This is a genomic window from Labrenzia sp. VG12 (assembly GCF_002237595.1).
GTDB lineage: Bacteria > Pseudomonadota > Alphaproteobacteria > Rhizobiales > Stappiaceae > Roseibium.
This window is the reverse complement of sequence record NZ_CP022529.1, coordinates 712,918-726,391: the sequence shown is the minus strand read 5'-3', so window position 1 is coordinate 726,391 and position 13,474 is coordinate 712,918. Positions and strand designations below refer to the sequence as shown.

The window sequence follows — 13,474 nt, the reverse complement described above, 5'->3', positions numbered from 1 at the left end:
TACCATTTCGTGGCGACAAAGGGGCAGAACTCGGGTATAGCTTTGCGTCACCATGCATGTGATTACAAAAACAAAAGATCTCGCCGCTGCGTGCCAGCGCCTTGCCGCCCATGACTATGTAACCGTGGACACGGAATTCCTCCGTGAAACCACCTTCTGGCCCAAGCTCTGTGTCATTCAGATGGCAGGGCCGGACATGGCATTCATTGTCGATGCGCTGGCCGAAGGGCTTGACCTTCAACCCTTTTTCGACCTGATGCGCGACGCCAGTGTGACAAAAGTGTTCCACGCGGCGCGCCAGGACATCGAAATCATCTATCACCTGGGCGAGCTTATCCCGGCGCCACTGTTCGACACCCAGGTTGCGGCCATGGTCTGCGGCTTTGGCGACAGCATTTCCTATGACCAGCTGGTCTACAAGGTGACCGGTGCGCGCATCGACAAGTCGTCTCGCTTCACCGACTGGGCGCGTCGCCCGCTGACAGCGAAACAGCTCGACTATGCGCTCGCGGATGTGACCCATCTGCGCGACGCCTACCAGTTCCTGAAAGCCAATCTGGCGGAACAGAATCGCAGCCACTGGGTTGAAGATGAAATGCAGGTGCTCACGTCCGTGACCACCTACCGCACCGATCCCGAGCAGGCCTGGAAACGCCTGAAGCTGCGCGTGCGCAAGCCGGTCGAGCTGGCGGTCATGATGGAAGTCGCCGCCTGGCGCGAACACGAGGCCCAGTCCCGGGATGTGCCCCGCAGCCGCGTGATCAAGGACGATGCCATCTACGAACTGGCCGCCCAGCAGCCGCAGGATACGGAATCGCTTGGCCGGCTGCGGACGATCCCGCGCGGATTCGAGCGGTCGAAGGCTGCCGACGAAATTCTGAAAGCCGTCAAACGTGCACTTGCCGTGCCGAAGAAGGACCTGCCGAAACTGCCCAAGGGGCGGCAGGCGCCTGATGGCTCTGCAGCCGCCGTCGACCTTCTCAAGGTGCTTCTGAAACTCGTCAGCGAAGCCAACGGTGTTGCCGCCAAGGTGATCGCCACGGTCGACGACCTGGAAAAGATTGCAGCGGATGACAATGCCGATGTCGCGGCCCTCAAGGGGTGGCGCCGGGAACTCTTCGGCGAAACGGCCCTGAAGCTGAAACGCGGCGAAGTCGCCCTCGCCTTCCAGAACCGGCAGATCGTTGCTCTGGACCAACCGGTGCAGGGGGAAATGAAGACGCAGGCGGCCGAATAGAACTTCCGGGCTTTCGCCAGCGCTGCACCATCTTCCAAGACGTCATCATGAGGAGCGCGCAGAGCGTGCGCTCCACGGATCAGTTGCCTGCGCTGGCGCAAGCGGCAGATCCTTTGATACAGACCTGAGGGTTCTCCTCAGGATGATGTTGAGTGGTTTGTCTTTTGCCCTGGTTGCAGCAAGGTGCCGCCCCTACCCCGCCGTCACCGCAACATCGACCTCAATGACCCGGGCCAACTGGCTGACCCGCTTGCGCAGGCGGTCGCCATCCAGGCTTGCCAGGCCCTTGCCGAGTTCAAGTCTCAGGCCATCACCGGTGTTCGAAATACCGACTTGCGGCAGCATGCCGGCGATCGAGGCGCTCAACAGCGACGCAACACGCATGGTCGCGCCAAGCACCTTGGCCCGGATCCGCAGGCGATCGGTGAACAGTTCCCGGATCACGGGCGACAGGGCTCCTTCGCGCAGGCCCTGGTGCCGGTAGAACACCGCTGCCGCCAGATAGGCGCGGCTGGCATGATCCAGCCCGACAAAGGAGGCGTTGGAAATGATGTTCAGGCTCTGCTCGCCGCGATAGTCCGGATGCGCCCGCCAGCCGATGTCTGACAGCAGGCAGGCAGCGTGGCGCAGACGGGTTTCATTGGCCGTTTCCTCGATGCCGAGTTCACCGAACAGCTTGTCTGTCCAGACGATCAGCTCCTCGGCGTGGTCCGGCGATCGTGCCCGCAGGGTGCAGAGTTCGCGCGCGGCTTCGATGACCGGGTCATGATCCTGCATGTCCTCAGGCAGCTTTTCGTGCAGCAGCCCCTCGCGCACACCGGTCGCCGAGAAAACGAGGCGCTCGGCCTTCATCGAGGTCAGCACCTGCTCCAGAACCACCGCACCGATCGGCACAAGAGGACGGCGCTGTTTCGAGACAACTTCCGCCATCTCGATGCCTTCGAGATTGGGGACGGCGATCTTGCGACAGAACGCGATCGCCTCGTCTGCGCTCATCTCGTAATTGTGCATCACGTGCAGCGGGTAATCGTTCTGCATCAGGTGAAGCCGGCCGAGAGATCGCCAGGTGCCTCCGACCGCATAGAAGGTCCGCTCACCCGGCACCAGGTCCGGCCACTCGTATCCCTGCAGTGCCTGTTCGGTAATCTTCTGCGCCTTGGCGATCTTGCCGTCCGCTTCTTCGGACAGCCGCAAGCCACCAAGCGGAAACGTTGCGCCCGTTCCGGGTTTCTTGTCGGCGATTTCGACAAGTTCCAGACTGCCGCCCCCCATGTCGCCAACGATACCGCGCGGCTGCCAGAAACCGGCAATCACACCCAGGGCGGAGTAATAGGCTTCTTCGCCACCGTCCAGGATGCGCACGGGCGCATTCAGCTGGCGCTCGACCTCCCGGACGAATTCCGGTCCGTTTTCCGCGTCACGCGCAGCCGCGGTCGCGACGATATAGAGTTCCTGGCAACCGGTGTGTTCGATCAGGGCCTTGAACCGGCTCAGCTCTCCCAGAGCCAGAGACACGGATTCATCGGCCAGACGGCCGGTGGCGGCAATACCACGACCGAGACCGGCCAGAAGCTTCTCGTTGAACAGCATGGTCGGTGTGCGCGCCTTGCGTTCGTAAATCACCAGACGCACGGAGTTAGAACCGATATCCACGACGGCAACCGGCCCTGTCCCATTGAGACGGCCACGCGCGGGCTTGAAATTCCCAGCCATTTTAGCCTCGTTTTTGCCGTTCCAGGAACGGCTTCGGGCGATCACTCTTCAACGACTTGCCCCGGCCCGACAATGAGGGGTTCGTCATGAAATACTGGTGCGCATTGAACGGTTCTTCATTTGCGCCCGGCACAATCCGTTCATGGCTGCCATCGGCAAGGATGCGCCAGCTTTGTTGATTGTCTTTTAAATTCGCGACCATGATCTGGTCGAGCACCTGTTCGTGCACGGTTGCCGTCAGGAGCGGTGTCAGCACTTCCACCCGGCGGTCGATGTTGCGCGGCATCAGGTCGGCGGAGCCGATATAGACATGGGCCTCCGGTGACGGCAGTCCCTGCCCGTTGCCGAAGCAGAAGATGCGGGAGTGTTCCAGGAACCGGCCGACAATCGACTTCACCCGGATGTTCTCTGACAGGCCGGGAATGCCCGGGCGAAGACAACAGATCCCGCGAATGACAAGATCGATCTGCACGCCAGCCTGGCTCGCCTTGTAGAGCGCGTCGATGATCTCCGGATCGACCAGGGAGTTCATCTTCATCCAGATCTGCGCCGGACGCCCTGCCCTTGCGTGTTCGATCTCCGCTTCGGTCATTTCCAGCATGCGCTGGCGCAGATTGACCGGAGACACCATCAGATGGTTGAGCTCAGCAGGCTGGGCATAGCCGGTGATGAAGTTGAACACCCGGGCCGCGTCCTCGGCAATGCCCGGATCATCGGTGAAAAAGGACAGATCCTCATAGATCCGCGCCGTGATCGGATGGTAGTTGCCGGTGCCGATATGGCAGTAGGTCTTCAGCTGGCCGTGTTCACGCTTGATCACCATGGAGAGCTTGGAGTGCGTCTTCAGTTCGATGAAGCCGAACACCACCTGCACACCGGCCCGCTCCAGATCGCGCGCCCACTTGATGTTCGCGGCTTCGTCGAAGCGGGCTTTCAGCTCCACCAGGGCCGTCACGGACTTGCCCGCTTCGGCAGCTTCCGCCAGTGCCTTCACGATCGGCGAATTGTTGGAAGTGCGGTAGAGCGTCTGCTTGATGGCAACCACATCTGGGTCGCGGGCCGCCTGACGCAGATACTGCACCACCACATCAAAGGATTCATACGGATGGTGAACGATGATGTCCTTCTGGTGGATCGCCGCCAGACAGTCGCCCCCATGTTCTCGGATCCGCTCCGGGAACCGTGCCGAATAGGGTTCGAATTTCAGATCGGAGCGCTCAAGGTCGACGATCTGCGACAGGTTGTTCAGCGCCAGCAGGCCGTTGGCCAGAAAGATCTCGCTCTCGCCCACATCCAGGGCATCGGCTACAAATTCCAGCAATGCGGGTGGTGTCGTGTCCTGGATTTCCAGCCGGATCACGGATCCCCGCCGGCGTCGTTTCAAGGCACTTTCGAACAGACGAACGAGATCTTCCGCTTCTTCCTCGATTTCCAGATCGCTGTCGCGGATCACACGGAAGGCGCCCTTGCCGCGGATCTCGTACCCCGGAAACAGACGCCCAATGAACAGGCTGACGACTTTTTCGATTGAAATGAAACGCGCCGCGCCGTCCGCGCCATTTGGCAATTGCACGAACCGGTCGACCTGGTTGGGAATGCGCAGAAGCGCGATCATGCCGCGGCCGCCGGAACTCGGCACCAGTTCGAAGACGATCGAAAAGCCCAGATTGGGGATGAACGGGAACGGGTGTGCCGGATCAAGCGCCAGCGGCGTCAGAACCGGGAAGACGTAGTTGAGGAAATAGTCCTGCAGCCAGTCCTTCTCGTCCGCGCCGAGCGTGTCTCCATGCAGGATCTCCACACCTTTTTCGGCAATCTCGCGGCGCAGGTCTACCCAGATCTTCTGCTGGGAGGCCTGCAGGTCACGCACGGCCTCGCTGATTTTCTGCAGCTGTTCGGTGGGTGTCAGGCCGTCATCGGAGAGATTGGTCACGTCCGCGCGCTGCTGACCGCGCAGACCGGCGACACGGACCATGAAAAATTCGTCCAGATTGTTCGCCGAAATAGATAGAAACCGAACCCGTTCCAGAAGCGGATGATTGGCATTCATCGCCTCTTCCAGAACACGCAGGTTGAACTGCAACCAGGACAGTTCCCGGTTCATGAACCGCGCCGGCGACTGCGCAAGCCCGCCGTCGACGGTCAGGTCAGCCTGTTGCCCGTTCTGGTCTGGCGGCATCGTGGAAGCGGGCAGAATGGCAGAAAGATCAGGAGTTTCATTCATGGTGTCTTCCCTTCTTCCGACCGCTGACAGTCAGCACCGCATGGCCGCCCGGACCTGCCACAGCCTCGTCTAGCCGTCACTATCATGGACTCACAGCAGGTCAAATGACAGTTCTATGGCTGACCTGCCGATTACTGGCCTTTATGCACATTTTCCAGAACCCGGCCAGCCAGAGGTTTTGTGATCTTGACACGACCCGCAAGTGCCTCCTGATCAATGGCTTCTACGGCACGCAGGGCAACTTCCAGCGACCGCTCCATGCGCACGACCAGATAGTCAACCACATTCAGATCGACGGAGATCTGACGGTCTGCAAAAAGTTTCACCAGGACCCGGCGCAGAAGATCATCGTCCGGCTCCAGAATTTCCACCGGTGTTGCGGCTCTCAGCCGCGACATCAGATCCGGCAGAGTGATTTTCCAGCTTGCCGGCCAGGTGCGGCTGGTGATCAGGACGGTCTTGCCGGCCTGTCTGGCTGCATTCAAAAGATGAAACAGGGCCGTGTTGTCGAGCCCCAGATGCGCATTTTCAACAACGGCGGCCGGGGCAGCGGCCAGCCGCTCGACATCCGTTTCACGCAGCTCGGGTGCCGCAAGAACCGCAGCACCTGTTTCGTCCTGAAAGGCCCTGACCAGGTGTGTCTTGCCGGAGCCCACAGGCCCGGCCAGAACGACCACCGGCGACGGCCAGTCCGGCCAGCGTTCCAGAAGCTCGAAGGCGGCCCGGTTGGATCCCCCAACCAGAAAGTCGTCCCGGCTCAGTGCCGCTTCATGTGGCAGGTCTAACGGCAGCTGGCGCGGAGGTTCCGCCATGGTCTTACTCTGATACCTGTTCGTCGGTGCCCGCAGCAGCAGGACGTGTTCCCCTGTAGACGGGGCTTGCGAGATACTGCCTCAGGGCAAAACGTGCAAGCACGCCAATCATCGCGGCCGCCGGAACCGCCACCAGCATCCCCACAAATCCAAAGAGATATCCAAAGGCAAACAGGGCAAACATCAAGGTGACCGGATGAAGCCCCGTGCTGTCGCCGACAAGTTTCGGCTGCAGGATGTTGCCTTCCAGGAACTGTCCGACGCCGAACACGGCGGCAACCGCGATGATCCAGGGCCATTCCGGCCAGAACTGCACCAGTGCCACCCCGACGGAAAGGATCAGGCCGAGCCCCGCGCCGACAAAGGGAATGAAGCTGACCAGCCCGGCCGCCATGCCGATCAGCAATCCGAAATTGAGGCCAACCAGCGCCAGGGCAATGGCATAAAACGAGCCCAGGATCACGCAGACCGACACCTGCCCCCGCACGAAACCGGCAACGGCTTCGTCCATTTCACGAGCCAGTCCCCGGATTTCTTCCAGATGATCGCGCGGCAGCCAGCTGTCGATGCGCGCCACCATGCGGTCCCAGTCGAGCAGCAGGTAGAAGGCGACGACGGGCGTGATCACGAAGAGCGACAGGATCGACAGAAGGGCCTGTCCGCCGCTCCACAAGGATTGCGCCAGCTTGCCGACAAAGGAAGCTCCCTGACCGATCAGGTCGGACATGGAAGACTGCAGATCCTCTGGCTTGATACCGGCAACGGAGGCCAGGTCGGCAGGGAAATACTGAGACAGCAGGTCCTGAAGCTTGCGCACCAGATCCGGAAACCGTTCCAGAAAAAGGGCCAGCTGATTGCCGAGAAGTGGCAATAGCAGAATGAAGAACAGCACCAGGATCAGGATGAAGCCGAAAAGAATGGTCAGCGTTGCCCACATCCGCGCCATGCCCAGCTTTTCCAGCCTGTCACAGACCGGATCAAGCAGATACGCCACGGCCATGCCGGCCACAAAGGGCAACAACACGCCTGAGAACACGTAGAGGAACAAGCACAGGACAACGAGGGAAACCAGCCAGAACTGGACCTGACGGCGAAGGGTCATCGATGGTGCTCCTGGGCAAATTGAGGCGAAGCAAAACAGCTTCTCAGGACATGGGATTACCGTCCGGTTCGTTTCAAGTCCAGAGAAAGCGTTGGGTTTTGGGTCTTGTGTTCCGCCGCGCCAGACTGTAATCCGCGTTGGCACAGCCAACCGCACGCAGCTTGGAGTGCCTTATGAGCGAATCCTCTGGATCCAACGGTCTGACCTATGCCGATGCCGGGGTCGATATCGACGCCGGAAACGAATTGGTGAACCGCATCAAGCCGCTGGTCAAGGCAACCTCCCGTCCGGGTGCGGACAGCGATATTGGCGGCTTCGGCGGTCTGTTCGACCTGAAGGGAGCAGGCTTCAAGGATCCGGTGCTGGTCGCGGCCAATGACGGCGTCGGGACGAAACTCAAGATCGCCATTGAAACCGGCCAACATCGCACGGTCGGTATCGATCTCGTCGCCATGTGCGTCAACGATCTGGTGGTTCAGGGTGCCGAACCGCTGTTCTTCCTCGATTATTTCGCCACTGGCGCTCTGGATGTCGAAACGGCGACCGATGTCGTAGCGGGTATCGCCGACGGCTGCAAACTGGCGGGCGCCGCGCTGATCGGCGGCGAGACCGCCGAAATGCCGGGCATGTATGTTGAAGGCGACTATGACCTGGCCGGGTTTTCCGTCGGGGCCGTCGAACGGGACGAGATCCTGCCGCGCAAGGATGTTGCCGCCGGCGACGTGCTTCTGGGCCTGTCTTCTTCCGGCGTTCACTCCAACGGCTACAGCATGGTGCGCAAGATCATCGAGCTGGCTGGCCTGACATGGTCCGACGAAGCTCCGTTCGCCCCCGGCAAAAGCCTGGGCGAATGCCTGATGGAGCCGACCCGTATTTATGTAAAACCCTTGCTGGCTGCGCTGAAGGCAACGTCCGGCATCAAGGCACTTGCCCATATTACCGGCGGCGGCCTGCCGGAGAACCTGCCTCGCGTACTGCCGGACAACTGCTCGGCAAGGATTGACCTCTCCCGCATTAGCGCACCGGATGTTTTCGGCTGGCTGGCCAGGACGGGCGGCGTCGCAGAACAGGAAATGCTGCGCACATTCAATTGCGGCATTGGCATGGTGATTGTTGTTGCCGAAGATGAAGCGGAAGCCGTCATGCGTGTTCTTGAAGAGCAGGGCGAAACTGTCACCGGCATCGGCCGCATCGTGCCGGGTGCCGACGCGCCGGTCGTCTTTGACGGCAGCCTGGGCCTTGGCGCATGAGCCGCAAAAAGACCGCCGTCCTGATTTCCGGTCGGGGCACCAATATGGGCGCCCTGATCTCTGCTGCCCTGGCCCCGGACTACCCGGCTGAAATCGCGCTGGTTCTGTCCAATCGCCCCGACGCCAAGGGGCTGGAACGGGCGGCAGAGTTCGGCATTCAGACCGCGGTTGTCGATCACACCGGTTTTTCCGGCGACCGGGAAGCCTTCGAACGCGAAGTCGACGCGGTCTTGAAGGCGCACAAGATCGAGCTGGTGGCGCTCGCCGGCTTCATGCGCATCCTGACGCCTTACCTGGTCAATGCCTGGACGAACCGGATGATCAACATCCATCCGGCCCTCCTGCCCTCCTTCAAGGGTCTGGCAACCCACGAGCGGGCGCTTGAGGAAGGTGTCAAGCTGCATGGCGCCACCGTGCATTTTGTCTCCGCGGAAATGGATGACGGACCGATCATCATCCAGGGGGCCGTTCCCGTGCTCGACCAGGACACGCCGGAAACGCTTGGCGCCCGTGTTCTGGACGTGGAACACAAGATCTATCCCAAGGCACTTGCGCTGGTCGCCGGTGGCAGGGTCAGGGTTTCCGGCGCACGCGTGACCAGCGGCGATGCCGCCGAAAACACGGGCGATCTGGTCTGGCCGTAACGGCGCAGGTTTCGGAAACCAACTGGATAAAAGGTCTGTTTTGACACGGTGCCTTTGACCGCCGAGCCAAATCGCCTAAGCTCAATTCATGGTTTTGGACGTGCTGTCTGCGCTCGGCGGAGTCGGGCTTTTTCTGGTCGGTATGCTGCTTCTCACCGACGGCCTCAAGGCGCTGGCTGGCCAGCGCATGCGAGAGGTGCTTGCGCGTTTCACCTCGACCCCGCTTTCCGGTGCAGCGACCGGCACGGTGACCACCGCCATCGTGCAATCTTCGAGCGCAACAACTGTGGCCGCCGTCGGCTTCGTTGCCTCCGGCTTGCTGACCTTCCCGCAGGCACTCGGCATCATCTTTGGTGCCAATGTGGGCACCACACTCACGGGCTGGCTTGTTGCCATTCTCGGGTTCAAGCTGGATCTCGGCCAGATTGCACTGCCCTTCGTCTTTCTGGGAGCCGTTCTGCGCATCGCCTTCAAGGGCAAGACGGCGCTGGCCGGACAGGCTCTTGCCGGCTTCTGCCTGATTTTCATCGGCATCGAGCATCTGAAGACCGGGCTTGACGCGTTTGGCGGCCTGGTGACACCAACGGATTTTCCGCCCGATACTCTGTTTGGCCGGCTGCAACTGGTGGCAATCGGCATCCTGATCACGCTGGTGACCCAATCGTCCAGTGCCGGAGTGGCGACCGCCCTGGCAGCCCTCGGCGCCGGTGCGATCAGTTTTCCGCAAGCTGCCGCCCTGGTGATCGGCATGGATGTCGGCACGACCTTCACCGCCGTCCTGGCGACGCTCGGCGGCGGAACAATGGCCAAGCGAACCGGCTTCGCACACGTGATCTACAACCTCATGACCGGCCTGATGGCGCTCGCCCTGCTGACCCCGTTCAGCGTGGTTGCCAGGCCCCTGATCGATGGTGGGGATCCGCAGATCGCCCTCGTCGCCTTTCACAGCGTCTTCAACCTGACCGGTGTGGTGCTGATCCTTCCCTTCGCGCGTCCCTTCGCCCGCCTGCTTGAATGGATCGTCCCGGCGAAGGGAGCTCCGCTGACACGCGCGCTGGATCCTCTTCTTCTTGAAGACCCACGCACCGCCACAGACCTTGTCCGACAAACCGTTGACGGCCTCAGGGACGCAACCATCGGCCTCCTGCGCACAAGACTGAACTCTGCAGCAGAACCGCGGGAAGAAACAGAACCCGGCGCGCTCGCAAAGGCAATTGCCGACACGCGTGCCTATCTGGACAGAATACCGGTTTTTCAGAAGGACGCGGCGCATGAACGCCAGGTCAGAGCGCTCTATCACAGCCTCGACCATCTCGGCCGGCTTCTCTATCGCTGCAGCCAGCAGGACCGTATTCTGGAGCTCTCAAGGGACCACCGCCTTCTTCGTCTGTCCGGTTTGTTGCGCAGGACGATCGAACAATCAAACGCACACGATGCCCCTCCGCCAGACCCCGTCGCCTGCGAAGAGCTCCTGGACAGGCTGCGGGTGTTGATGCGGCGCCAGAGACGACGCCAGCGCGATCTGCTGATTGCCCGCGCGGCGGCGAAGACGCTTGCGGCGGAAACGATCTGGCTCAAGCTGTACGCACTTCGCTGGTTGCACCGGGTCTCGTATCACCTGTGGCGGCTGCAGGTGTACAGCAATGTGCTTCACTCCGAGACGCAAGCAGTCATTACAGTCGAAGAGGAAACCCGAATTGACGAAGACCAGGAGTGACCGCCGCCCTGCTATCGGGTTCCGATCTGCTTCGTTGAAACGGTCCGCCCGAAGGCCCGTTCGGCGTTCTTGTATGCAATCTTTTCCGCAACAGACCGGGGCAGCAGGGCCAGCCAGGCCCGGTTTGAGGCCATGATCTCGTCGTAGCGATCCCATTGGGCATTGACCCAGGTGTCGCTGCCGATCATCAACCGGTCCTGGAAATCGAAAATGATCTCCGCCCAGGCCGGATCCAGCGACCGGCCGTCTCCGGCGATGTCCCATTCCCTTAAGGAGGTGTCCGCCAGAAGGCCTGGATAGGCGGCCATCAGCTCATGGACCTGTGGCGCCGGTGTGCTCAGCCCCGCATGAGCCCAGATGATCTTGACGTCCGGGTCCAATGAATAGAGCCACCGCACCGGCTCGGGGCCGGAGTGAACATGAAGATAGATGCCCCGGTCCCTGGCCAGCCCGATGATCTTGCGAAACAGGGCTTCGTCTGACGTGTCCAGCCGGTGAATATGAAATTCGCCGATCCCTTCATGGGGATATTGCGCAAGGCGCCCCTCCAGATAGGCATCCATGCCGTCCATCTTGGTCCAGTTGCCCGAGCCGAAACCGCCATGATAGGGGCGCAGTTCCGGCACGATGCGGTTCGGCGCGTGTTCCCAGAGGCGGATCGTTCCCTCATCGGGCGTCGACGACACCAGCGCCATGGCCACCCCGTTCCGGTCCATCAACTCGATCACACTTTTGACGGGATATGGCGCCCAGGCCGGTTCCTTGTAATGCATGTGCGCGTCAAAAAGCGGCAGATCCTTTACGGCATCACCAATGGGCTCGTCATGGGCCGCCACAGGACTTGCCAGGCAGGTCACAACGATCCCCGTCAGAAGGGCTCTGACCGGCCCGCGCCGGTTCGGATCTGTCGTCATTTCGCATTCTCCCACTTGAGCCGTTGCGCTCGACCTATGGCAGGCCGGGTAAAAGTCCAGCCACTCCCTCTTTCTGGAAACAGGCAGAAACAGCTCCTTTAAGACGCGCTTGGCCCGCCAATCCCGCCGCGCACAAGTCGTAACTATGCCCCTGTGTTGTGGAAAATTCACACTCAGGCGGCAAAAGAGAGAAAACAGGTTATGGTCTGCCGACAAGGTTGACCCGATTTGGAGCTGACATGAGCGGATTGCTTGCCCTTCTCGATGATGTTGCCGGTATCGCCAAGGTTGCCGCGGCGTCCGTGGACGATGTTGTCGGACAGGCCGCCAAGGCCGGCGCCAAGGCCGCCGGTGCGGTGATCGATGATGCCGCCGTGACCCCGAAATATGTCGCCGGGTTCTCTCCGGCCCGCGAATTGCCGATCGTCTGGAAGATCGCCAAGGGATCTCTCAAGAACAAGCTGCTGTTCCTGTTGCCGGTCGGCCTTCTCCTGAATTCCTTCCTGCCCTGGATCATCACGCCGCTTTTGATGATCGGCGGGGCCTATTTGTGTTTTGAAGGCGCGGAGAAGGTCTATCATATCTTCGTGCCGCATCATCACGATGCCGACGAACCAGAAGGTTTTGTGCCCGATCCGACCCACCTGGAAAAGGAGAAGGTTGCCGGCGCGATCAAGACCGACTTTATCTTGTCAGCGGAAATCATGACGATTGCGCTGGCCGAAATCCCGGACGGTTCGATCTGGATGGAAGCGGCGACACTGGCCGTTGTCGCCATCGGCATCACGGTCATGGTCTATGGCTCCGTCGCCCTGATCGTGAAGGCCGACGACTTCGGCCTGCATCTGTCCAAGGAAGGCCACTTCTCTGCCACTCGTGCCATCGGGCTTGGCATCGTCAAGGCAATGCCCGGCTTCATGAAGATCCTGATGATTGTCGGAACGGCGGCAATGCTTTGGGTCGGTGGCTCAATCGTCTTGCATGGTGCCGATATTCTCGGTTTCGGGCTGCTCTACAACATCATTCACGACATCGCCCATGGCGCAGCCCATGCCCTGCAGGTGGCTGAAGGTTTCGTCACCTGGGCCGTAACAGCCGCATTGGACGGCGTTTTCGGGCTTGTACTTGGCCTGGCACTGATCCCGGTAACCGCCAAGATCATTCTGCCCGTCGCCTCGATGTTCAAGAAAGACAAGGCTGGTGCCGGCGGGCACTGAATCTATAGATCACTCCTCAGTTTGTCAGACGCCATTTGGGATGGATATTTCCCAGATGGCCGATGGCGGTTGCCAGGAACAGGGCAATGCCCGTCATCTCCATGCCTTCTTCGATGATCACGAAGGCCATATAGAGCGGGGAGCCCTCCTCCCCCCTGGCGGCCAGGTTGCCCTCGAACAGTTCGAGGCCCACCGCCCCGCCGACAAAGATTGCCCCTGCTGCCACGAAGCGCACGGCCACCGGACGCGGCAGCGACAACAGGAAGGGGATGAAGGCAATGGCAACCGACAGGGCGAAAATGGCCCCCGGAATGACCCAGGCATAATAGAGAAAACCGCCCGTCCCGAGCTTGTCGCGAAGTGGCTGGCCGAGGATCTCGTGAAAACTCGCGGATTCGTCGATGGACATGCCGACAAAAATCACGGCAAGCGCATACCAGGGCAAGGATTTCCGCAGTCCACCCGTATCGCTTTCGGCACGGCCGGTCAGAAACAGCACGAACGCAGCGGCAATCATCAGGCAGGACGTATACCAGGCTCCAACGTTTTGTTCCCCGTCCAGTGCGATCTGGGGCATCCCGCGCAGGAGTGTCTCCTCCCCGAAGTGGCGCGTGTAAACTTCCTGGAAGACACCAAGCGCAATC

The 13,474-nt window shown here is 60.8% G+C and carries 11 protein-coding genes; 5 read left to right on the top strand and 6 right to left on the bottom strand.

Going from position 1 to position 13,474, the window contains the following annotated elements:
* The first annotated feature begins 52 nt into the window (after positions 1-52).
* Complete coding sequence (gene rnd / locus CHH27_RS03345; protein ID WP_094070324.1) at positions 53-1,237, top strand: ribonuclease D; 1,185 nt, start codon at positions 53-55, stop codon at positions 1,235-1,237.
* A 192-nt stretch (positions 1,238-1,429) separates the two neighbouring features.
* Here rnd and CHH27_RS03340 read toward each other — a convergent pair whose 3' ends face one another.
* The 4 genes from CHH27_RS03340 to CHH27_RS03325 form a co-directional block, all read right to left on the bottom strand.
* A complete protein-coding gene (locus tag CHH27_RS03340; RefSeq protein ID WP_094070323.1) occupies positions 1,430-2,950 on the bottom strand; it encodes a Ppx/GppA phosphatase family protein in 1,521 nt (506 codons plus the stop codon).
* A gap of 1 nt (position 2,951) precedes the next feature.
* On the bottom strand, positions 2,952-5,174 hold the full coding sequence (locus CHH27_RS03335; RefSeq protein ID WP_208988495.1) for an RNA degradosome polyphosphate kinase: 2,223 nt from the start codon (positions 5,172-5,174) through the stop codon (positions 2,952-2,954).
* 131 nt (positions 5,175-5,305) lie between these two features.
* Positions 5,306-5,986 (bottom strand): DnaA ATPase domain-containing protein, encoded by a 681-nt coding sequence (locus CHH27_RS03330; protein ID WP_094070322.1) that lies wholly within the window; start codon positions 5,984-5,986, stop codon positions 5,306-5,308.
* Positions 5,987-5,990: 4 nt separating this feature from the next.
* Positions 5,991-7,088 carry an AI-2E family transporter gene (locus CHH27_RS03325; protein WP_094070321.1) on the bottom strand — a complete coding sequence of 366 codons (1,098 nt, stop codon included), beginning with the start codon at positions 7,086-7,088 and terminating at the stop codon, positions 5,991-5,993.
* A 173-nt stretch (positions 7,089-7,261) separates the two neighbouring features.
* Here CHH27_RS03325 and purM point away from each other — a divergent pair, with 173 nt between their 5' ends.
* The 3 genes from purM to CHH27_RS03310 all read left to right on the top strand — a co-directional run bounded on the left by purM (position 7,262) and on the right by CHH27_RS03310 (position 10,699).
* Positions 7,262-8,338 carry a phosphoribosylformylglycinamidine cyclo-ligase gene (gene purM / locus CHH27_RS03320; protein WP_094070320.1) on the top strand — a complete coding sequence of 359 codons (1,077 nt, stop codon included), beginning with the start codon at positions 7,262-7,264 and terminating at the stop codon, positions 8,336-8,338.
* Positions 8,335-8,982 carry a phosphoribosylglycinamide formyltransferase gene (gene purN / locus CHH27_RS03315; RefSeq protein WP_094070319.1) on the top strand — a complete coding sequence of 216 codons (648 nt, stop codon included), beginning with the start codon at positions 8,335-8,337 and terminating at the stop codon, positions 8,980-8,982. The genes purM and purN overlap by 4 nt, the downstream gene beginning before the upstream one ends.
* An 88-nt stretch (positions 8,983-9,070) precedes the next feature.
* On the top strand, positions 9,071-10,699 hold the full coding sequence (locus CHH27_RS03310; RefSeq protein ID WP_094070318.1) for a Na/Pi cotransporter family protein: 1,629 nt from the start codon (positions 9,071-9,073) through the stop codon (positions 10,697-10,699).
* 11 nt (positions 10,700-10,710) lie between these two features.
* On the opposite strand, the gene CHH27_RS03305 is transcribed toward CHH27_RS03310, so the two are convergent.
* Positions 10,711-11,613, bottom strand: a complete 903-nt coding sequence (locus CHH27_RS03305; RefSeq protein WP_094074486.1) for an amidohydrolase family protein — start codon at positions 11,611-11,613, stop codon at positions 10,711-10,713.
* Between the two features lie 239 nt (positions 11,614-11,852).
* On the opposite strand from CHH27_RS03305, the gene CHH27_RS03300 reads away from it, so the two are divergent.
* A complete protein-coding gene (locus CHH27_RS03300) occupies positions 11,853-12,830 on the top strand; it encodes a DUF808 domain-containing protein (RefSeq protein WP_094070317.1) in 978 nt (325 codons plus the stop codon).
* A 16-nt stretch (positions 12,831-12,846) separates the two neighbouring features.
* Here CHH27_RS03300 and CHH27_RS03295 read toward each other — a convergent pair whose 3' ends face one another.
* Positions 12,847-13,407, bottom strand: coding sequence for a hypothetical protein (locus tag CHH27_RS03295; protein ID WP_157738662.1), 561 nt, complete (start codon positions 13,405-13,407; stop codon positions 12,847-12,849).
* Positions 13,408-13,474: the final 67 nt, after the last annotated feature.

Coding starts and splice junctions, on each gene's coding strand:
- rnd (WP_094070324.1), top strand. CDS start 53: ATGCATGTGATTACAAAAACAAAAGATCTCGCCGCTGCGTGCCAGCGC.
- CHH27_RS03340 (WP_094070323.1), bottom strand. CDS start 2,950: ATGGCTGGGAATTTCAAGCCCGCGCGTGGCCGTCTCAATGGGACAGGG.
- CHH27_RS03335 (WP_208988495.1), bottom strand. CDS start 5,174: ATGAATGAAACTCCTGATCTTTCTGCCATTCTGCCCGCTTCCACGATG.
- CHH27_RS03330 (WP_094070322.1), bottom strand. CDS start 5,986: ATGGCGGAACCTCCGCGCCAGCTGCCGTTAGACCTGCCACATGAAGCG.
- CHH27_RS03325 (WP_094070321.1), bottom strand. CDS start 7,088: ATGACCCTTCGCCGTCAGGTCCAGTTCTGGCTGGTTTCCCTCGTTGTC.
- purM (WP_094070320.1), top strand. CDS start 7,262: ATGAGCGAATCCTCTGGATCCAACGGTCTGACCTATGCCGATGCCGGG.
- purN (WP_094070319.1), top strand. CDS start 8,335: ATGAGCCGCAAAAAGACCGCCGTCCTGATTTCCGGTCGGGGCACCAAT.
- CHH27_RS03310 (WP_094070318.1), top strand. CDS start 9,071: ATGGTTTTGGACGTGCTGTCTGCGCTCGGCGGAGTCGGGCTTTTTCTG.
- CHH27_RS03305 (WP_094074486.1), bottom strand. CDS start 11,613: ATGACGACAGATCCGAACCGGCGCGGGCCGGTCAGAGCCCTTCTGACG.
- CHH27_RS03300 (WP_094070317.1), top strand. CDS start 11,853: ATGAGCGGATTGCTTGCCCTTCTCGATGATGTTGCCGGTATCGCCAAG.
- CHH27_RS03295 (WP_157738662.1), bottom strand. CDS start 13,407: ATGCCCCAGATCGCACTGGACGGGGAACAAAACGTTGGAGCCTGGTAT.